The organism is Streptomyces flaveus, from assembly GCF_014647675.1.
Lineage (GTDB): Bacteria > Actinomycetota > Actinomycetes > Streptomycetales > Streptomycetaceae > Streptomyces > Streptomyces flaveus.
The window spans coordinates 571,704-591,083 of record NZ_BMPQ01000001.1 but is presented as its reverse complement, the minus strand read 5'-3'; the positions used below and the strand labels follow the sequence as shown (position 1 = coordinate 591,083).

Annotated in this window: 20 protein-coding genes and 1 tRNA gene; 8 read left to right on the top strand and 13 right to left on the bottom strand. The window is 69.2% G+C overall.

Annotated elements, in window-relative coordinates; translation table 11 throughout:
• Positions 1 to 21: 21 nt before the first annotated feature.
• The 4 genes from IEZ21_RS02385 to IEZ21_RS02370 all read left to right on the top strand — a co-directional run bounded on the left by IEZ21_RS02385 (position 22) and on the right by IEZ21_RS02370 (position 2,923).
• The gene (locus IEZ21_RS02385) at positions 22 to 1,134 is read left to right on the top strand and encodes an ABC transporter ATP-binding protein (protein ID WP_373302167.1); all 1,113 of its coding nucleotides are present in this window, start codon (positions 22 to 24) and stop codon (positions 1,132 to 1,134) included.
• A gap of 84 nt (positions 1,135 to 1,218) precedes the next feature.
• The gene (locus tag IEZ21_RS02380; RefSeq protein ID WP_189320194.1) at positions 1,219 to 2,100 is read left to right on the top strand and encodes a GNAT family N-acetyltransferase; all 882 of its coding nucleotides are present in this window, start codon (positions 1,219 to 1,221) and stop codon (positions 2,098 to 2,100) included.
• 137 nt (positions 2,101 to 2,237) lie between these two features.
• A complete protein-coding gene (locus tag IEZ21_RS02375; RefSeq protein ID WP_189320193.1) occupies positions 2,238 to 2,528 on the top strand; it encodes a hypothetical protein in 291 nt (96 codons plus the stop codon).
• Positions 2,510 to 2,923, top strand: coding sequence for a DNA-binding protein (locus tag IEZ21_RS02370; RefSeq protein ID WP_189320192.1), 414 nt, complete (start codon positions 2,510 to 2,512; stop codon positions 2,921 to 2,923). The genes IEZ21_RS02375 and IEZ21_RS02370 overlap by 19 nt, the downstream gene beginning before the upstream one ends.
• Positions 2,924 to 2,945: 22 nt before the next feature.
• Here the strand turns inward: IEZ21_RS02370 and IEZ21_RS02365 are convergent, their stop codons facing one another.
• Complete coding sequence (locus IEZ21_RS02365; RefSeq protein ID WP_189320191.1) at positions 2,946 to 3,137, bottom strand: DUF397 domain-containing protein; 192 nt, start codon at positions 3,135 to 3,137, stop codon at positions 2,946 to 2,948.
• A gap of 11 nt (positions 3,138 to 3,148) precedes the next feature.
• Positions 3,149 to 4,030 (bottom strand): helix-turn-helix domain-containing protein, encoded by an 882-nt coding sequence (locus IEZ21_RS02360; protein WP_189320190.1) that lies wholly within the window; start codon positions 4,028 to 4,030, stop codon positions 3,149 to 3,151.
• Between the two features lie 240 nt (positions 4,031 to 4,270).
• Between IEZ21_RS02360 and IEZ21_RS02355 the strand changes: the two genes are divergently transcribed.
• Positions 4,271 to 4,705 carry an ATP-binding protein gene (locus IEZ21_RS02355; protein WP_189320189.1) on the top strand — a complete coding sequence of 145 codons (435 nt, stop codon included), beginning with the start codon at positions 4,271 to 4,273 and terminating at the stop codon, positions 4,703 to 4,705.
• 285 nt (positions 4,706 to 4,990) lie between these two features.
• Here the strand turns inward: IEZ21_RS02355 and IEZ21_RS02350 are convergent, their stop codons facing one another.
• The 4 genes from IEZ21_RS02350 to IEZ21_RS02335 all read right to left on the bottom strand — a co-directional run bounded on the left by IEZ21_RS02350 (position 4,991) and on the right by IEZ21_RS02335 (position 9,785).
• Positions 4,991 to 6,409 carry a GH1 family beta-glucosidase gene (locus tag IEZ21_RS02350; protein ID WP_189320188.1) on the bottom strand — a complete coding sequence of 473 codons (1,419 nt, stop codon included), beginning with the start codon at positions 6,407 to 6,409 and terminating at the stop codon, positions 4,991 to 4,993.
• Positions 6,410 to 6,514: 105 nt separating this feature from the next.
• Positions 6,515 to 7,432 (bottom strand): carbohydrate ABC transporter permease, encoded by a 918-nt coding sequence (locus tag IEZ21_RS02345; protein WP_189320187.1) that lies wholly within the window; start codon positions 7,430 to 7,432, stop codon positions 6,515 to 6,517.
• Positions 7,429 to 8,457 (bottom strand): carbohydrate ABC transporter permease, encoded by a 1,029-nt coding sequence (locus IEZ21_RS02340; protein WP_189320186.1) that lies wholly within the window; start codon positions 8,455 to 8,457, stop codon positions 7,429 to 7,431. Before IEZ21_RS02340 ends, IEZ21_RS02345 begins: the two co-directional genes overlap by 4 nt.
• Positions 8,454 to 9,785, bottom strand: a complete 1,332-nt coding sequence (locus tag IEZ21_RS02335) for an ABC transporter substrate-binding protein (protein WP_189320185.1) — start codon at positions 9,783 to 9,785, stop codon at positions 8,454 to 8,456. Before IEZ21_RS02335 ends, IEZ21_RS02340 begins: the two co-directional genes overlap by 4 nt.
• Before the next feature lie 345 nt (positions 9,786 to 10,130).
• On the opposite strand from IEZ21_RS02335, the gene IEZ21_RS02330 reads away from it, so the two are divergent.
• The gene (locus tag IEZ21_RS02330) at positions 10,131 to 11,186 is read left to right on the top strand and encodes a LacI family DNA-binding transcriptional regulator (protein WP_189320184.1); all 1,056 of its coding nucleotides are present in this window, start codon (positions 10,131 to 10,133) and stop codon (positions 11,184 to 11,186) included.
• Between the two features lie 77 nt (positions 11,187 to 11,263).
• Here the strand turns inward: IEZ21_RS02330 and IEZ21_RS02325 are convergent.
• From IEZ21_RS02325 to IEZ21_RS02310, 4 genes are all read right to left on the bottom strand, one after another.
• A tRNA-His gene (locus IEZ21_RS02325) sits at positions 11,264 to 11,336 on the bottom strand.
• Between the two features lie 104 nt (positions 11,337 to 11,440).
• Entirely contained in the window at positions 11,441 to 12,043 is a 603-nt protein-coding gene (orn, locus tag IEZ21_RS02320) for an oligoribonuclease (RefSeq protein ID WP_033322809.1), read from the bottom strand.
• A 238-nt stretch (positions 12,044 to 12,281) separates the two neighbouring features.
• Positions 12,282 to 13,505: a helix-turn-helix domain-containing protein gene (locus IEZ21_RS02315; protein WP_189320183.1), complete on the bottom strand. Its 1,224-nt coding sequence runs from the start codon at positions 13,503 to 13,505 to the stop codon at positions 12,282 to 12,284.
• A gap of 377 nt (positions 13,506 to 13,882) precedes the next feature.
• Positions 13,883 to 14,227 carry a hypothetical protein gene (locus IEZ21_RS02310; RefSeq protein ID WP_189320182.1) on the bottom strand — a complete coding sequence of 115 codons (345 nt, stop codon included), beginning with the start codon at positions 14,225 to 14,227 and terminating at the stop codon, positions 13,883 to 13,885.
• A 400-nt stretch (positions 14,228 to 14,627) separates the two neighbouring features.
• On the opposite strand from IEZ21_RS02310, the gene IEZ21_RS02305 reads away from it, so the two are divergent.
• Entirely contained in the window at positions 14,628 to 15,155 is a 528-nt protein-coding gene (locus IEZ21_RS02305; RefSeq protein WP_033322807.1) for a universal stress protein, read from the top strand.
• Between the two features lie 216 nt (positions 15,156 to 15,371).
• Positions 15,372 to 15,962, top strand: coding sequence for a GPR1/FUN34/YaaH family transporter (locus IEZ21_RS02300; RefSeq protein ID WP_189320181.1), 591 nt, complete (start codon positions 15,372 to 15,374; stop codon positions 15,960 to 15,962).
• 102 nt (positions 15,963 to 16,064) lie between these two features.
• On the opposite strand, the gene glmS is transcribed toward IEZ21_RS02300, so the two are convergent.
• From glmS to IEZ21_RS02285, 3 genes are all read right to left on the bottom strand, one after another.
• Positions 16,065 to 17,882, bottom strand: coding sequence for a glutamine--fructose-6-phosphate transaminase (isomerizing) (glmS, locus tag IEZ21_RS02295; RefSeq protein WP_189320180.1), 1,818 nt, complete (start codon positions 17,880 to 17,882; stop codon positions 16,065 to 16,067).
• Positions 17,883 to 17,908: 26 nt separating this feature from the next.
• A complete protein-coding gene (locus IEZ21_RS02290; protein WP_189320179.1) occupies positions 17,909 to 18,166 on the bottom strand; it encodes a hypothetical protein in 258 nt (85 codons plus the stop codon).
• A 269-nt stretch (positions 18,167 to 18,435) separates the two neighbouring features.
• The gene (locus IEZ21_RS02285) at positions 18,436 to 19,320 is read right to left on the bottom strand and encodes a DUF4429 domain-containing protein (protein ID WP_189320178.1); all 885 of its coding nucleotides are present in this window, start codon (positions 19,318 to 19,320) and stop codon (positions 18,436 to 18,438) included.
• Positions 19,321 to 19,380: the final 60 nt, after the last annotated feature.

The window sequence follows — 19,380 nt, the reverse complement described above, 5'->3', positions numbered from 1 at the left end:
CCTCCTGGGCAGGCACCGGACATGACGGACGTGACGGACATGAGCGCGAAAGAAAACGTGAACGAACTGCACGTCGAAGGGCTCACCAAGTCCTACGGTGACGGCGACCCCGTCCTGCGCGGACTGGACCTGACCGTGCCGACGGGCGCGCTGGCCGCCGTCCTCGGCCCCTCCGGCTGCGGCAAGACGACCCTGCTGCGCATCGTCGCCGGCTTCCTGCGCGCCGACGCGGGCACGGTACGGGTGGGCGACCGGGTCCTGACCGGCCCGGGTGCGGGCGTCCATGTGCCACCCGAGCGGCGCCGCGTCGGCATCGTCCCGCAGGAGGGCGCGCTGTTCCCGCACCTGAGCGTGGCGCACAACGTGACCTTCGGCCTGAAGGGTGTGGACCGGGCCGAGCGACGCCGCCGCACGGACGAGATGCTGGAACTGGTCGGCCTGGCAGGCTACGGCGACCGCATGCCGCACGAGCTGTCGGGCGGCCAGCAGCAACGCGTCGCACTCGCCCGGGCGCTCGCCCCGCGCCCTCAACTGGTGCTGCTGGACGAGCCGTTCAACGCCCTCGACAGCGCGCTACGGGCGGGAGTACGGGCCGACGTGCGGACGGCGCTGCGCGCGACGGGAGCCACGGCCGTGCTCGTCACTCACGACCAGCAGGAGGCCCTGTCCACCGCCGACCTCGTCGCCGTCGTCCGCGACGGCCGTGTCGCCCAGTGCGCCACTCCGCAGGACCTCTACCGCCACCCCGCCGACCCCTGGGTCGCCGACTTCGTGGGCGACGCCGTCCTGCTCCCCGGCACGGTCGAGACCGACGGCACGGCCCGCACCCCGCTGGGCACCGTGTCCCTGGGCGCCCCGCCCGCGGGCCTGCGCACCGGCACGGTCCTGCTCCGCCCGGAACAGCTCCGCCTCACCGACCCCACCGCGGAAGACGCGGTACGGGGCACGGTGACCGACGTCTGCTACTACGGCCACGACGCCATGGTCACCGTGTCCGTCGACGGCCACGACGCCCCGGTCGGCATCCGGGTCGCGGGACCGCTGCGGGTGCGGGCGGGGGAGGCGACGGGGGTGCGGGTTGTGGGGGCGGGGGTGCTGCATGCGGAGGGGGGCGCGCCGGATCGGCAGGGGTAAGCCCGGCCCGGCGCTACCCCCCCCCACGCCGACCCGCCGGAAACCAGGTGCGGACTGTCGGTGCGGTGATGTGTGATCGGGCGTATGCCGATTGTGTTGGGTGAGCCGGGAGTTGACGGGCTGAGCGAAGCTGTGGGCGTGCTGCGGGAGTGGCAGTACGACGGGGCGCCGATGCAACTGCATCCGGGGGACCTGGGCTGGTTCTGGCGGTTCGGTGCGCAGGCGACGGCCGCGGCGGTCCGGACGTGGAGCCGGGACGGACAGATTCTCGCCGTCGGGCTGCTGGACGGTCCCGAGCTGTTGCGGCTGACGATCGCGCCGGACGCTCAGCGGGACGAGGAGCTGGCGCACCAGCTGGTCGAGGACGTGACCGAGCCGGAGCGTGGCGTACTGCCCGAGGGGAAGGTGAACATCGAGGCGCCGATGGGCGCACTGGTCCAAGATCTGCTGTTCGAGGACGGCTGGAGCGTCGACGAGCCGTGGACGCCGCTGCGCCGCGACCTCACGGGGCCGGTGAAGGACCCGGGCGTGCGGATCGAGGTGATCGGGCCGGAGCAGGCGCACGTGCGGACCGCCGTACAGCGGGCATCGTTCGACGGGTCGACGTTCACGGACGAGCGCTGGCACGCGATGGCGGCCGGATTGCCGTACGCCGACGCCCGGTGTCTGGTCGCGTACGACGACCAGGGCGACGCGGTGGCGGCGGTGACGGTGTGGTCGGCCGGTCCGGGCAGGCCCGGGCTGCTCGAGCCGATGGGCGTGCACCGGGAACATCGCGGTCACGGCTACGGCGAGGCGATCACCGTCGCCGCGGCGACCGTACTCCAGGAGCTGGGCTCGTCGAGCGCGATCGTCTGCACCCCGAGCCTCAATGTCGGCGCCGTCGCCACCTACAAGTCAGCCGGCTTCCAGCAACTCCCCGAGATCCGGGACCTAAACCGGGACGCCGTGAGCCTGTCGCTGTGATCTCGGAAATCGAGGGTCGGGGCTCTCTGGCGGCTGCTGAGGATCGGCCTGTGATCACTGTTCTGCCTGGTGGGGCACTGAGGACAGGGAACCCGCTGCGGTCGACGGTATTCCTACTCGTTTGATAATCTCGCTGCATGGCTGAGAGTGAAACGCCGTACAGCATTGGTGAAGGCCCCGCCACCAGGGTCAGCCTCTCGCTCCCAGAGGGGACGGCCGAGGCGATCCGTCAGCGGGTCGGCAAGCGGGAGTTCTCCGCGTTCATCACCGAGGCGGTGGAGCGTGAGCTGCGCGGCCGGATCCTGGACGAGTACCTGGCCGACTACGAGCACCGCCAGGGACCGATCTCCGAGCAGGAACAGGAACGGGCGCGACGCGTCTTCGACGAGGTGTTCGCCGAGGAGGGCCAGTGGCCCGCCGCAAGCTGAGCCACGAAGGCACCCTCGTCCTCGACTGCGAGGGCCTGTCCAAGCTCGTCGGTGATCACGAGCCAGCCGTGGCCCTTGTCGCCGAGGCGCGCAAGCGGGGCATGGAGGTGGTCATCAGCGCGCTGACCATCATCGAGGCGGCCCACCGCCGGACGGACAAGGCGCGGCTCGCCTGGGTTCTGTCCGGCATGCGGATCGTGCCCATCGGCGACGAAGAGGCGAAGGCGGCCTCTGCCATGCTGATCAACGCCGGGCTGCATGGTCACAAGTACGCGGTCGACGCCGTGGTGGCCGAGATGGCTCTTCGGCAGCACCGCCCGGTCGCCATGCTCACCTCGGACATCGACGACATGACCAAGCTGTGCGGGAACAGGGTGCGGTTGGTGGCTGTTTAGCCGAGTTTCGCTCGGTAGCGGCTCAACGCGCCGAGCCCCCGGCCTTCAGCGAGTACAGCAGGTTCGCCAGGGCGCGGGGTGTGGCCGTGGCGATCTCGTGTGGGTGGTCGCTCTCGCGGAGGTGGATGCGGTCGGGGGCCGTTGCCGCAAGCTCTACGCAGTTGCCTTCGCCGCCGCCGCTGAACGAGGACTTCTGCCAGGTGAGTTGCGGCATCGGGGTCCCTTTCAGAGGGTGTACATGACGTGCTGGATGAGGCTCAGGGAGTCGCGGGACTTGTGGGCCTCCGGTGCCGACTCGGGGTCGACGGGAGCCAAGGCCAGCTTGCAGAGCCGCTCGAACATTTTGGCGTACTCGTCGAGTTGGCCGCCATCCCGCAGGAAGATCGAGTGCGTCGGATGTTCCAGGTAGACCGTGTCCAGCTCGGGCGTCGCGCCGCCGAAGATCGCGAATGACTGGCTGTACGCGGAGTAGGCCCCTGCCTCGTAGGGGAAGACCCGCACGGTCACGTTGGGCAGTCTCGAGACCTCCATCAGCCGCAGCAGTTGCCGGCGCATCACCTTTGGGCCGCCCACATGGGCGTGAAGTGCGGCTTCGTGGACAACGGCGTCGAAGGTGACGGGAGTGTCCCCGGCGAGGATGCGCTGCCGTGCCAGGCGGAACTCGACGTATCTGTCGACTCGTTGGGGGTCGTTTTCCGTTTCGCTCAGTACGGCACGGGAGTACTCCTCGGTCTGAAGCAAGCCCGGGATGAACAGCGGCTCCTGCGTGCGCAGAGTGGTCGAGCGCGATTCGAGTTCCGCCAGGTCCCGGGCTGCGGGGCCGATCGTGTCGGAGAACTCGCCCCACCAGCCCTTCCCGCGTTCCTGAGCCATCGCCATCAGGCCGTCGAAGTAGGTGCCCTCCGGACAACCGTAGGCGCGTAGCAACTTGTACAGCCCGTTGCGTGGGACATCGACGCGGCCGCTCTCGATGTGGCTGATCCTGGTGCGCTCGGCCTGGATGAGTTCGGCAGCGGCGTCACCCGACATCCCCGCCTGGATGCGTAGCTTGCGCAGCTCAGCCCCCAGGCGTCGCTGACGCTCGCTGGGGCTGGTCCTCGGTGGCATGCGGTCCTCCCTGTGGCCTTGCGCAGTGTGTCGCGAGGATGGTGCCGACGTCCATCGCCCTGAAGGGGCGTCACTCCTGAGAGGGAAGCATGCCGTACACGGTTGTAACTTTCCCATGAGTGGCCCTATCTTCGGCATCAACCCGACCACCTCGCGTCACGAGGAAGTACCCCCGCTCTCAAGCCAGTTGACGAGGCCCGGACCTGGTCACCGCGTAGACGCCCAACCCGAAGGAGCCTCATGGAAAACCCTCCAAGCCCCAACATCCACCCTCACCCCACCGACGTCTCCCTCGTCTTCCCACCCCACCCCGTCTGGGTCCGAGCCGCCCGCGAAACCGTCCGCACCCTCCTCGCCGCCTCCGGCCGTTCCGAACTCGCGGACGCCGCCGTCCTGTTGACCTCCGAGGCCGTCACCAACTCCATCAACGCCTGCGCCGCGAAGGGCTGCACCACCCCCGTCACCCTCCACGCCGGCTGGGCCGACCCCGCCCGCCTCCGCATCCTCATCCACGACGAAGCCCCGGGCCTGCCCGCAATCCGCACCGCGGCGCACGATGACGAGGACGGCCGTGGCATGCACCTCATCTCGTACGGTGCCGACGCCTGGGGTGTGTGCACGCACGGTCCGGGTCGGGGCAAGGCCACCTGGTTCGAATTGGGGCGACCACGCTGACGGGGACACCCCCGCAAAAATCGTGAACACACAGCGGGAAACTGTCCTTCGGGCGCTCAATCGAGCAGTGCGTGAACACGGCAGGGAGAAGTGCTCACACTTTTCGACACAGCACCCTCCCAGACCCACCGCCGCGTCCGCCGCGCGGCACCGCATCCACCGCACCACACCGCGCCACGCGGCCGCACCATCACCCCCGCCCTCGCCCGCGCCCACGCTCAAGACCAGGGGCGCGGCACCCCCCTCAAGTGCCGCGCCCCATCCCCCCGTTCCCCCTGTTTCCCCCTACTCAGTGGACACCGGAGGCAGCTCCCCCGAGCGAGCTGCCTGCGCATACCAATGGGCGCTCGACTTGGGCGTACGAGCCAGGGTCGAGTAGTCGACGTACACCGCGCCGAAGCGCTTGCCGTAGCCGTAGGCCCATTCGAAGTTGTCCAGCAGGGACCAGAGGTAGTAGCCGCGGACGTCCGCGCCGTCGGTGATCGCGCGGCGGACGGCCGAGAGGTGGCCGTGCAGGTACGCGATCCGTTCGGGGTCGTGGACGCGGCCTTCCGGGTCCGGCTTGTCGTCGTAGGCGGCGCCGTTCTCCGTGATGTACAGGGGGAGTCCGGGGGCCAGGCTGGTGTAGCGCATGATCAGCTCGTGGAGGCCGGTCGGGTCGATCGACCAGCCCATCTCCGTGCGCTCGCCCGGAGTCTGATGGAACATCACGTCGTCCGCGGCCGGCCAGGGGGAGTACGAGCTGGCGCCGTGGCCGTCCGCGCGCGGGCCGGCCGGGGCGGACTCGGCGGCCGAAACCAGCGTCGGGGTGTAGTAGTTGAGGCCCAGGGCGTCCAGCGGCTGGTGGATCAGCTCGAGGTCGCCGTCGAGGACGTACGACCAGTCCGTGACCGAGGACGTCGCCTCGAAGAGCGTCTCGGGGTACGCGCCGCTCAGCATCGGGCCGTGAAAGACGCCGTTCGCGAGGTCGTCGATCCGCTGCCCGGCCGCCAGGTCCGCCGGGTCCTGCGAAACCGTCCTGACCACCGAGGAGTTGAGGCTCACCGCGATCGTGTTGCGGGCGGGCATCGCGGCGCGCAGGGCCGAAGTACCAAGGCCGTGCGCCAGGTTGAGGTGGTGGGCCGCCTTCAGCGAAGCCGCCGCGTCCGTACGGCCCGGAGCGTGCACCCCGGACCCGTACCCCAGAAAGGCGCTGCACCAGGGCTCGTTGAGGGTGATCCACTGCTCTACGCGGTCCCCGAGCGCCTCGCCGACGATCTGCGCGTACTCCGCGAAACGCAGCGCCGTGTCGCGCTCCGGCCAGCCGCCCGCGTCCTCCAGCTCCTGCGGCAGATCCCAGTGGTAGAGGGTGAGGGCCGGCTTGATGCCGTGCGCGAGCAGCTCGTCCACCAGACGGCGGTAGAAGTCGAGGCCGCGCTGCACCGCGGGGCCGCGGCCGGTCGGCTGCACCCGCGACCAGGACACCGAGAAGCGGTACGCGCCCAGGCCCAGCTCCGCCATGAGGGCCACGTCGTCGCGGTAGCGGTGGTAGTGGTCGACAGCGATGTCACCGTGCTCGCCACCGGCCGTCTTGCCCGGCGTATGACTGAAGGTGTCCCAGATCGAGGGCGTACGGCCGTCCTCCCGCACCGCCCCTTCGATCTGGTACGCGGAGGTCGCGGCTCCCCAGAGAAAGGCGGGGGGAAAGGTCACAGGCTCAGGCATGGAAGCGCTCCCATAAGGGGTCGTGGAGGGCCGAGGAGTAAGTGGGGGAGATGAGCGGGGCCGGGGCGTCGATGACCCGGCCCCGTCGGGCGGAGGCGCGGCGGGTCAGCCCTTGATTGCGCCTTGCATGATCCCGCCCACGATCTGCTTGCCGAACAGGAGGAAGGCGATGAGCAGCGGCAACGTGCCGAGCAGCGCGCCCGCCATGATCACCGACTGGTCGGGGACGTAGCCGGTACCGAGGGAGTTGAGCGCGACCTGCACGGTCGGGTTGTCCTGGTTGAGGGCGATGATCGGCCACAGGAAGTCGTTCCAGGCGAACACGAAGGTCAGCAGGCCGAGCACGGCCATCGCGGGCCGCGCCGCGGGGAAGACCACATGCCACACGATCCGCAGACTGCTCGCGCCGTCCACACGCGCCGCCTCGATCAGCTCGGTGGGCAGCGCCTGCACCAGGTACTGCCGCATGAAGAACGTGCCGAAGGCGGTGACCAGCGTCGGCAGGATGACGGTCTGCAGCTGGTTGGACCAGCCGAGGTCGGCCATCCACAGGTACAGCGGCACGATGGCGAGCTGCGGCGGGATCATCATCGTGCCGATGGTCAGCAGCAGCAGGGTGCTGGAGAACTTGAACCGCAGCTTGGCGAAGGCGAAACCGGCCAGCGTGGAGAACAGGACCGTGCCGACGGTGATGGTGGTCGCGACCAGCGTGGTGTTGAACATCGCGGCGCCGAGAGAGGCCTCCTCCCACGCACGCTCGAGGTTCTTGAACAGATTCCCGCCGAACCACAGCGGCGGCGGTGTCTGCGCGAGCCGCTGGTCGGTGCGCGAGGCCGCGATCGCCGTCCACACCAGTGGCGCCAGCGAGACGAGAGCGAAGATGGTCAGGACCGCATAGGTGACCGGGCCCGCGTGCAGCTGCTTGCCCGCGCCGAGGATCCGGGGGCGCCGGAAGCCCCGGTCGCCCTTCGCCCCCTTCTCCTGCTCCTTCTCCTGAGTGAGGGGCACTTCGCTGGTGGTCATTGGGACTTCCTCAGGCGTCGGGAGACCAGCAGATTGATCACGGCGATGAGCAGCAGGATCAGGAACATCGACCAGGCGATCGCGGACGCCTTGCCGAGGTTGCCGATGACCCAGCCCTGGTCGTACATGTACAGGCCGAGCGTCTGGTACTGGTGGTCGGAGCCGCCCTTCGAGCCGCTGACCCCGCCGAACAACAGGGGCTCACCGAAGAGCTGCGTCGCGCCGATCGTGGAGACGACCACCGTGAACAGGATCGTCGGCCGCAGCTGCGGGACCGTCACATGGCGGAACTGCTGCCAGCGGTTCGCGCCGTCGAGGGACGCCGACTCGTACAGATCGGCGGGGATCGCCTGCATCGCCGCGAGGTAGATCAGCGCGTTGTAGCCGGTCCACCGCCAGATCACGATCGTGGAGACGGCGAACTTCGAACCCCAGTCGGACTCACGCCAGTTGATGGGGTCGACCCCGACGAAGTCGAGCAGCCAGTTGATCATGCCGCCGTCCCAGGAGTACAGCAGCACGAACACCAGCGTGGCCGCCGCCACCGAGGTGGCGTACGGGGTGAGCATGACCACCCGCCACACGGTCGAGCCGCGCAGCTTGTAGTTGAGCAGGTGTGCGAGCCCGATCGCCATGATCAGCTGCGGCACGGTCGAGATCACGCCGATGAGGAGCGTGACCCACAGGGAGTTCCAGAAGAAGTCGGAGGAGAACAGGTTCTGGTAGTTGTCCAGGCCCGCCCAGGTCTGGTTGTCCAGGTCGGCCAGCTGCACGTTGTGCAGCGAGTACCAGGCCGTATACAGCAGCGGGACGAGCGAGAAGGCCCCGAAGAAGATGAAGAAGGGGGAGATGAACGCGTACGGCGACGCCTTCATGTCCCAGCGGTACAGCCGACTGCGCCAGGAGCTGGGACCTGGGGGCGGCGTACCGCGACCTTGAGCGCCCCGGGCCGCGCCCGGCTGTTCACCGGGCGCGGCGTCGGCGCTCGGCGCGGATTGCGCGAGAGCCTGTTTGGAGCTGGTCACTGGCCGAGCACGTCCTTGATCTCCTCGGTGGCCGCGTCCCAGCCTTCCTCGGGCGACTTGCCCTTCTGCTCGACCTGCAGGATGCCGATGTCGGTGAGCGCGGTGTTGATCGGCTGGTCCTTGACGCCGAAGATCTGCGTCGGGATGGTCTTCGCCGAGTCGGAGAAGATCTGCGTGATCGGCGCGTCCGAGAAGTACGCCGTGGTCGCGTCCGCCGGCTTCAGGGTCGAGTACGCCGACGGGGTCGACGGGAAGCTGGCCTGCTTGGCGAAGACCTTCGCCTGCTGCTCGGGCGCGGTCAGCCACTTCGCCAGCTTGATGGCCTCCTTCTGGTTCTTGCTGGCCGTCGGGACGCCGATGAAGGCACCGCCCCAGTTGGCCGCGGTCGGCGCCGCCGCCACGTCCCACTTGCCCTTGCCGGCGGCACCGGACTTCTCCTGGATGTAGCCGATCATCCACGCCGGGCAGGCCACCGTCGCGAAGGTGCCGTTGGCGTAGGCCTGATCCCACGGCTTGTCGAACTGCTTCAGCTTCGCCGACATGTCGCTCGTCGCCACCTCCATGGCGACGTCCCAGGCGTTCTTCACACCCGAGGACTTGTCCCAGACGACGTCGCCGCCGTCGTCGTAGTACCGCTCGCTCTCACCGTTGAGGACCGCGTTGTAGACGGAGGACGCGGAGTCCACGTACTTGGTGCCGCTGGGCGCCTTCTTCATGTACTCCTTGCCGAGGTCGACGTACTTGCCCCAGTCGCCCTTCCACTGCTCGGCGAGCTTGGTGCGGTCGGTCTCCAGGCCGGCCTTCTCGAACAGGTCCTTGCGGTAGCAGACCGCCATGGGGCCGATGTCGGTGCCGAGCCCGATCAGCTTGCCGTCCTCGGTGGTGGCCTGTGCGTTCTTCCAGTCCAGCCACTGGGACTTGTCGACTTCCTTGCCGAGGTCGACGAACTTGTCGCCCTGCGTCTGCACGGCCTCGGCGACGTTGCCGATCTCGATCGCCTGGATGTCGTCGGTACCGGCACCGGCCTGCAGACGGGTGAGGGTCTTGGGCCAGTAGACGTCGGTGCGGGTGGTGACGTTCTCCTTGATGGTGACGTCCGGGTTCAGCTTCATGTACTCGTCGTAGAGACCGGCCTGCTTGTAGCCGAAGACACCGAAGGTGCCGACGGACAGCGTGGTCTTGCCGCTGCCGCTGCCGTCGCTGCCACCGTCCGAGTTCGACGAGCCGTCGTCCGAGTCCTCGGCACAGCCGGCCAGCAGCCCTGTAGTCAGCGCTGCAATGGCCGCGAAGGCCACCAGCCTGCGGGACCGGCGGGTATTCGTGCGCATTGCGTCCTCCTGTTGCCCTGACGTGCCGACCCCCCGGCCAACTGCACTGTTGGGCCCGTTCTATCAAGCTGCGGCTCGGGCGGGGAACGTGCGGGATGTGTATGTGTCAGGTACCGTGGGAGCGCTCCCACAGGTGATGTGTTGAAGGTTCGTCGCTCGACGCGGGGGTGTCAAGGGACCAGACGCCGAGATATGTCTTCAGTTATCGGGCCGTTAACTAACGGCCGGGGAGCGATCAAGTCCGGTACGGGAGTCGGTGGATGGGCGCCGGAAGCCGCGTACGGACCGACACTGTTAGATTCCAGGCCACACGCGGTGCGAGCCGTGTCGGACGGGAGGCAGGGGATGGTAGTCCACGGAGCGCGGGGCCGCAGCGGCAGGCGGCCGACCCTCGAAGAGGTCGCCGCGCGAGCCGGAGTGGGCCGTGGCACGGTCTCCCGCGTGATCAACGGCTCCCCGCGGGTCAGCGACGCCACCCGCGCGGCCGTCGAGGCGGCGGTCGCGGAGCTCGGTTACGTCCCGAACACGGCGGCCCGCGCTCTCGCCGCCAACCGCACCGACGCGATCGCCCTCGTCGTCCCCGAGCCCGAGACCCGCTTCTTCGCGGAGCCGTACTTCTCGGACATGCTCCGCGGCGTGGGCGCGGCCCTCTCGGACACCGAGATGCAGCTCCTGCTGATCTTCGCGGGCAGTGACCGGGAGCGGCGCAGGCTGGCCCAGTACCTGGCGGCGCACCGGGTGGACGGCGTCCTGCTGGTCTCGGTCCACGCGGACGACCCGCTGCCGGATCTGCTGTCCCAGCTGGAGATCCCGGCGGTGATCAGCGGCCGCAGATCCGCGGACGAGACGCTGCCCTCCGTCGACTCGGACAACTACGGTGGCGGCCGGGCCGCGGTGGAGCACCTGCTCGACCGGGGCTGCCGCACCATCGCCCACATCGCGGGCCGCCTCGACGTCTTCGGCGCCCAGCGCCGCGTCGACGGCTACCGCGACGCGCTGCGCGACGCGGGCCGGGAGGTCGACGAGGAACTGATCCTCACGGGTGACTTCACGGAGGCGGGCGGTCGGCGCGCGATGACGGAGCTGCTCGCCCGCCGCCCCGCCCTGGACGCCGTCTTCGCTGGCTCCGACGTCATGGCGGCCGGCGCCCGCCAGGTCCTGCGCGAGGCCGGCCGCCGCACACCCGACGACGTGGCCCTCGTCGGCTACGACGACTCCGCCATCGCCCGCCACATGGACCCGCCGCTGACCAGCGTCCGCCAGCCGATCGAGGACATGGGCCGCGCGATGCTCGACCTCCTGCTCGACGAGATCGCGGACCGCCGGCCTGCGGTCTCGCGAGGCCTGGACAAGCGGCAGTTGGTGCTTCCCGCGACGTTGGTGGAGCGCGACTCGTCGTGAGGGGCGCCCCCGTCCCGGGGTACTGGAGAACGACGAAGGCCCGGCCTGTCTGTGCAGGTCGGGCCTTCGTCTTCGAGGGTGAGTGACGGGACTTGAACCCGCGGCATCCTGGACCACAACCAGGTGCTCTACCAGCTGAGCTACACCCACCATGCCCGGCGGTTGTCCGCGTGGACTTCCTGACCGGCCGAGAAAAAGTGTACAGGGTCCCGAGGGGTGCTCGCGCCCGCGTTTTCGAGGGCGCGGCACAGCCCCTACTGCGCAGGCAGGACGTGCTTCGCGGCGATCGTGCGGGCCTTGTCGGAGTCCGGGCCCGGGGGCGGGACGAAGATCGCCTCGCGGTAGTAGCGGAGTTCGGCGATGGACTCGCGGATGTCCGCCAGGGCGCGGTGGTTGCCGTTCTTCTCCGGGCTGTTGAAGTACGCCCGGGGGTACCAGCGGCGGGCCAGTTCCTTGACGGAGGAGACGTCGACGATCCGGTAGTGGAGGTACTCCTCCAGGCTCGGCATGTCCCGCAGCAGGAAACCGCGGTCCGTGCCCACCGAGTTGCCGCACAGCGGGGCCTTGCCCGGCTCCTTGACGTGCTCCCGTACGTACGCCATGACCTGCTCCTCGGCGTCCGCCAGTGTCGTACCGGCGGCCAGCTCGGAGAGGAGACCGGAGGCGGTGTGCATGGCACGTACCACCTCCGGCATGGTCTCCAGCGCCGTGTCGGGCGGGCGGATCACGATGTCCACCCCTTCGCCGAGCACGTTCAGCTCAGAGTCGGTGACCAGCGCGGCCACCTCGATGAGCGCGTCGTCGGACAACGAGAGGCCGGTCATCTCGCAGTCGATCCACACCATGCGATCGTTCATATGTCTTACCCTATGCCCCCGGCGATGCCCGGTGGCAGGCGCGGGACCAGGCAGGCTGCCTGACACCGCGCCTCACCCCTGCGAGCTGTACGTCTACGACGCCTGAGCGGCCTTGGCGAAGTCCGGTGCAACACCGCGCCCCTAAAGGAGGCCGCAGGCCTTCCTTTTAGGGGCGCGGGGAACTGCGCGACCAGCCACAACGAACCCGCAGCTTCGAACCGCCAAACCCAGCGGAGCGCTAGGGCGCGCTCCGCTGCCCCGGCAGGCTCGGCCGGCCGTTGGCGTACATCTCGTTGCCGCTCCTGTCCGGCTCCGTGGACAGGGACGCCGACGGGCCCACGGCGTGCGCGGCGGCCGTGCGGCGGGTCTGCGGGGGGACCGAGGCGGACTCCTGCGGGGGCGGTGGCGGCGGTGGTCCCTCCGGGTCCGAGGGCTTGTCGGACTGTGGGCGCCGGGCGCGGTAGGCGGCCCGGTACGCGGCCGGGGACGAGCCGAGCTGCCGGCGGAAGTGGCCGCGCAGGGCCACCGGGGAGCGGAAGCCGCAGCGGCCCGCCACCTCGTCCACCGAGTAGTCGGACGTCTCGAGGAGCCGCTGCGCCTGGAGCACCCGCTGCGTGATCAGCCACTGCAGGGGAGCGCTCCCGGTGAGCGAGCGGAACCGGCGGTCGAACGTACGACGGCTCATGTACGCGCGTGCCGCCAGCGTCTCCACGTCGAACTGCTCGTGGAGATGCTCCAGCGCCCAGGCGACGACCTCCGCGAGCGGGTCGGCGCCGATCTCCTCTGGTAAAGACCGATCGAGGTAGCGCTCCTGGCCGCCGCTGCGCCGGGGCGGGACCACCAGGCGGCGGGCCAGCGCTCCGGCTGCTTCGTTTCCGTGGTCTGTCCGCACGATGTGCAGACAGAGGTCTATGCCCGCCGCCGTACCCGCCGATGTCAGTACGTCGCCGTCGTCCACGAACAGTTCGCGGGGATCGACGTGGACGGACGGATAGCGCTTGGCCAGCGTCGGCGCGTACATCCAGTGGGTGGTCGCGGGACGACCGTCCAGCAGACCTGCCGCTGCGAGTACGAAGGCGCCGGTGCACAGCCCGACTATGCGGGCACCCTCCTCGTGCGCCCGGCGCAGTGCGTCGAGCGCCTCCTCCGGCGGCGGGGAGGTGATCGATCGCCAGGCAGGCACGACGACCGTGCCTGCCCTGGATATCGCCTCCAGCCCCTGGGGCGCGGTGAGTTCGAGCCCCCCGGTGGTCCGCAGGGGCCCCTCCTCCCCGGCGCAGACAAGCAGCCTGTAGCGCGGTACGCCGGCGTCCTGGCGGTCGATCCCGAACACCGACAGTGGAATGGAACTCTCAAAGATGGGGCCGCCGCTGAACAGCAGCACCGCGACGATCTCCTTGCGGCGTCGCCCGGAAAGTTTCCGGGCCGCGGCTTCCGGCGCGGCAGCGGAGTCGTGGCTCATACTGCTAAGCCCCCCTCGGTGGTCGCGGCTCCTCGGTTGTGTCGCTCCTGCACGTTTCCCCTTGGTCCTGCACGAGTCCCCCGCCGTAAGACAGCATGATCGAATCTACTGTGTCCCGTGGTACCTACGTGACCAGTTCAGCACTCGGCACATTGTCGACATGACAACTTGGCGTGAAGCATTCGATCACGAAGCGTTGCACTCGTGGGCCGTACAGGGAAGTGCGCCTCGCATGCGTGGCCGGTCCCCGTAGGGTGCGAGGCCCCTTGGCGCCCCTTTCGGTGCAGGTCGAACGAGGGGTGGAGACCCCTTCGGCCAACGAATGCGCGGGAGCCAGAAGTTGGCTGAAAAGCACCGGGCGCGTGAGCGGAAACCGGTCAGTCGACCGGCGTGTTTTCTGCCGCTCGCCGGCCCCCTCTGTGCGCTCCCGTACCGCCCCTGATGCGCCGTCGGCGACTTGCTGTTCGTTTCTCGGCCGGTTTCTCGCTCACCGGGCCCGCCGCGAACCGCTCGGAGCGCCTCAACAGGGCCCGGCACGCCGCTGTCACCGCCGCCAGGCCGAGGGCCGCCCCTGCCGCGCCCGCCAGGGACGTCCCGTACCCGACGAGCACCACGGGGACCAGTACGCAGCTGAAGGCCGCCCAGCGCACCACATCGCTCACGGAGTCGCCGACGGAGTCCTGCGCGGCGGGCCTCCCGGAGGAGGGCTGGGATGCGGGCACGGTGGGCCTCCCTGGACGGTGGCTTGGGCCTGTCTGGAGCGGTGGCTCATCGGAGTTCAACGCCTGTTCGACCGGCCGGTCACGGAATCCGCCCCGCGGGTGGTAGCCCGACCGCCGCCGAGCCCGCCGAAAAGAGACCGAGCGGCGGGGGCGAACCGATCAACTGCCGCCCCACGCCTGTCAAAACCCCGCGCAAACAGCCTGTACGGGGCAGCAACCATTGCGTTGCGGGCACCCTCTCGTGCATGCTCCCTGGAACCCTCCCGCGGCCGTCGCGGGATCTGGGCAGAGGAGGCGTGCCGCCGTACCCTTGGGGGTATGGGGTTGGGAAGAAGATTCCCGGACACAGCTCCGTAGCACATGTCGTCCCACCCATGAGGATCCAAACGCCGAGACAGCCATGGCCGGTCAAGAATTCTTCGATCCCGCGGACCGCAAGCGCCCCGTCGTCGATCCCACGGCGTCCGAGCCCTTCGCGGCGGAAGAGACACGTCAGTCCTGTGACCCTGCTTTCAAGCACGGCGTCGTCGTCGGCTTCGACGGCTCGACGTCCAGCGAGCGCGCCCTCGCCTATGCGATCGGAATGGCACACCGCTCCGGCTCCGGCCTGATCATCGTGCACGTCGCCAACCGGCTGCCGACCACGGTGTGGGCGGGCTGCGAACCCCCGGTCTTCGTCGACGTCCCGGACCACCGCACCGAGGTCCTGGGGCTCGAACTCGCCTGCGCGGACTATCTCGCCGAGGTGCCCTGGATCCTCGTCGAGCGCGGCGGCGACATCTGCCACGAGCTCGAGGAGGTCGGGCGGGAGTACGAGGCGGACGCGATCGTCGTCGGCTCCACGCACGGCATCGTCGGGCGGATCTTCGGCTCGGTCGCTGGGCGGCTCGCGAAGCGGGCGCAGCGGCCGGTCATCGTCATCCCGTGACGCCTGGTCATTGTCATTCCCTGGCGCGTCCCCTTGTTCCCGTTGCCCCAGGTGAGGCGCGGCGCGGCGGGGTGTCGGGCTGCTTCTGACGCGGCATAAACCTACTCGTGCGTAGAGGTGTTTGTGTCTTTGTGAAGGGTACAAACCGGTCGTCGGACCGACACGGTTCCGGCATAGGGCATCGCGCAAGCGCACCTGTATGAAAGGAGCCCCGCCGTGAACAACGACGTCACTGCGGGAAGCACCATCACCACCCTCGGTCATCTCGCCCTCGGCATCACCCTGCTGTTCTTCGGCCTCGGTCACACCGAAGTGATCGACGGTGTGACGGCGGCCGACGCCGTGGGCCTGGCCACCTACGTCGGCGGCATCGCGCTCTTCATCGCGGGTCTGTTCGCGTTCCGCGACCGTGACATCGTCACGGGCACGGCCTTCACGGGGTTCGGGGCCCTGTGGTTCGCCTGGGGTGCGATGGCGGGCGACTGGGGGGTCACCGCAGGCAGCGCGCTGTCGGACAACGCCGCAGGGCTCTTCTTCCTGCTGTTCGCTCTCGTCGCGCTGAGCCTCACCCTCGGGGCGGCGGCCCGCGGACCGCTCACACAGGGCGCCTACGGGCTGTTCTTCGTCGCGCTGGTGCTTCTCGCCATCTCGAGCTTCGCGGACAGCGAAGCGCTCGGTAAGGTCGGCGGCTGGTTCGCCGTGGCGGGCGGCGCCGTGTCCTGGTACACCGCGACGGCGTTCCTGGCCCACTGGCCCACCGCACTCCCACGACGCGCTGCCGGCCGGAGGATGACGGCTCCCGGCTGAGGCAGCCACGAGCCGGCGTAATGGGCGACGTCGGCTCCCGCAAAGAACGGTCCCCTGTGTGCTGGTGGCACACACAGGGGACCGTTCGCGTGGGTTCGCGGACTACTCCACCGTCACCGACTTCGCGAGGTTCCGCGGCTTGTCGATGTCCCGGCCCAGGGCCAACGCCGTGTGGTAGGCGAGGAGTTGGAGGGGGATGCCCATCAGGATCGGGTCCAGCTCGTCCTCGTTCTTCGGGACGAGGATCGTCCTGTCGGCCTTCTCCTGCTCCTGGTGCGCCACCGCGAGGATCTTGCCGCTGCGGGCCTTGATCTCCTCCAGGGCGGCGCGGTTCTTCTCCAGCAGATCGTCGTCCGGCACGATCGCGACCGTCGGCAGGGCGGGCTCGATCAGGGCGAGGGGGCCGTGCTTGAGCTCGGAGGCGGGGTAGGCCTCGGCGTGGATGTACGAGACCTCCTTGAGCTTCAGCGAGGCCTCGCGGGCGACCGGGTAGCCCCGTACACGGCCGATGAAGAGCATCGAGCGGGCCTCGGCGTACTCCGCCGCCAGCTTCTCGATCTCGCCCTCCTGCTGAAGGATCTCCGAGATCTGCGCGGGCAGCCTGCGCAGGCCCTCGATGATCCGCTTGCCGTCGCGGACCGACAGGTCGCGGGTGCGGCCCAGGTGCAGCGCGAGCAGCGCGAAGGCGACCGTGGTGTTCGTGAAGCACTTGGTCGAGACGACGCAGACCTCGGGGCCCGCGTGGACATAGATGCCGCCGTCCGCCTCGCGGGCGATGGCGCTGCCCACCACGTTCACCACGCCCAGGACGCGCGCGCCCTTGCGCTTCAGCTCCTGCACGGCGGCCAGTACGTCGTACGTCTCACCGGACTGCGAGACCGCGATGTACAGCGTGTCGGGGTCGACGACCGCGTTGCGGTAGCGGAACTCGGAGGCCGGCTCGGCGTCCGCGGGGATACGGGCCAGCTCCTCGATCATCTGGGCGCCGATCATGCCCGCGTGGTACGAGGTGCCGCAGCCGAGGATCTTCACGCGGCGGATCTTGCGCGCCTCGCGGGCGTCCAGGTTCAGGCCGCCCAGGTGCACGGTGGAGAACCGGTCGTCGATGCGGCCGCGCAGGCACCGGTCCACGGCGTCGGCCTGCTCGGAGATCTCCTTGTGCATGTACGTGTCGTGGCCGCCCATGTCGTACGAGGCGGCCTCCCACTCCACGGTGGTCGGCTCGGTCGTCGTGCGGGTGCCCTCGGTGGTGTACGTACGGAAGTCGTCGGCCTTCAGTGTGGCCATCTCACCGTCGTCGAGGGTGACGATCTGCCGGGTGTGGGCGACCAGGGCTGCGATGTCCGAGGCGACGAACATCTCCTTCTCGCCGATGCCGAGGACGACCGGGGAGCCGTTGCGAGCCACCACGATGCGGTCGGGGAAGTCGGCGTGCATCACGGCGATGCCGTACGTGCCCTCGATGACGCGCAGTGTGTCGCGGACCTTGTCCTCGAGCTTCACGGCCTGCGAGCGGGCGATGAGGTGGGTGAGGACCTCGGTGTCGGTCTCGGAGAGGAACTCGACTCCGTCGGCCTCCAGCTTCCTGCGCAGGTCGGAGGCGTTGTCGATGATGCCGTTGTGGACGACGGCGACCTTGCCCTCGGCGTCCAGGTGCGGGTGCGCGTTGACGTCGGAGGGGGCGCCGTGGGTGGCCCAGCGGGTGTGGGCGATGCCGGTGGTGCCCTTGAAGCGGGCGGGCACCTTGGCCTCCAGGTCGCGGACCCGGCCCTTGGCCTTGACCATCTTGAGGCCGGCCGTCCTCGGGCTGGTCACGACGATGCCGGCGGAGTCGTAGCCGCGGTACTCCAGGCGCTGCAGGCCTTCGAGGAGCAGCGGCGCCACGTCACGCTTGCCGATGTAACCGACGATTCCACACATACAGAAGGCCCCTAGCCGTAGATGATCTAGCCGTAAACGATGCGGCGCAGCTGCCTGAGCGTGAGCTCGGGCGGTGCGACCGCGCGGTACTTCAGGTCCGCCGCGATCCGTTCGAAGATCGCCGCGTTCACCAGGCCCTGAACCTGGAGCTCGCGATGGCGGCGACGGACGAAGTCCTCCGTCGTCTCGTCGAAGTAGGCGAGCACGTCCTGTATCACCCGCAGTGCCTCGCCCCGACTCAGGGCGGTGGAGCGCGTCAGGTGATCAACGAGTTCGTCGTGCACTCGATGATCCTGAATGATGGGGCGAGTGATCGCAAGAAATCTGCCCGAAATCGGGCAGGAGTGTGGCGGAACCGTCTCAAAGGATCTGCGCTGGCCGCGAAAGCGCTCCGCTGGGAGGGCGGTTCGAAGCTGCGGGTTCGTTGGGGCTGGTCGCTCCCCCACTCTCGGCTTCGCTCGAGCGGGGGGACCCCCATCGCGGCGGAGCCGCATATGTCACAGCCCCGCGCCCCTATGAGGCCTGCGGCCTCCTTAGGGGCGCGGTATCTGGCTCAGAGGTGCTTCAGGATGGCCTGCTTGGCCAGTGTGAACTCCTCGTCCGTGAGGACGCCCGACTTGTGCAGTTCGCCGAGTTCGCGCAGGCGGCGCAGTAGCGCGTCGTGATCGGGCTCGGCGGGCGGCTCGGCGTCCTGGGCGGGGGCGTTCGACGCTGTGGGCACCCGGTCCTCGACGGACGCCGACGGGTGCGGGAGGCGGGCCTGCACCGCCGCCGCGATCAGCGCCATCAGCGGGTCCTTCTTGAAGCCCCACAGCTCGATGGAGTTGGGGTCGTACTTCGGCGGGGCCTTGGTCGGGGCGCCTCGGACGGTGAAGCGCAGGCAGCCGTTCTCCAGGCCGATCGCGGGGTGCCACTCCACGGACTGGATGTCCGCGAAGTAGAGCGTGCGAGGGCCGGACGCCGCCTTGGCCTCCTCCGTCTTCCAGTTCCACTCCAGCCGTACGCGCTCCCCGTCGAAGCTCGCGGTGCCGTCCCCGGCGGACACCGACAGCGGCACGGACGGACCCTGCACCAGATAGCGGTCGACGGCGGTGGCCGGAACCTGGTCCAGCAGCAGCGCGTTGCGGATCTCGTCCACGAAGTACTCGGCGACGCCGTAGCGGTCGGAGTCGACGGCGAGCTGGTACGGATCGTTCGGCTCGGCGAGCTTGCCGCCGGTCGCCTGCAGCAACGGGTCCGCGCCCTCCCGCAGCCGGAGTTTCAACCGCCCGGACTTCTTGCCCTGTTCGAAGGAGATCCCCGCCAACGCACCTAGCGGGACGGTGAGTTCACCCAGGGTCTTGCGCAACAGGCTCACGCTCTTGTCGCGCCCCGGTGTCAGGTGCAGGGCATCGCCGTCGAAGGTCCAAGTACCGTCCTTCTGGATGATTTCCGCCATACGGTAATTCTGTCATCGGGTCCCCGAGAGCTGGTCCCGAGCGGACATGACGACGAGCGC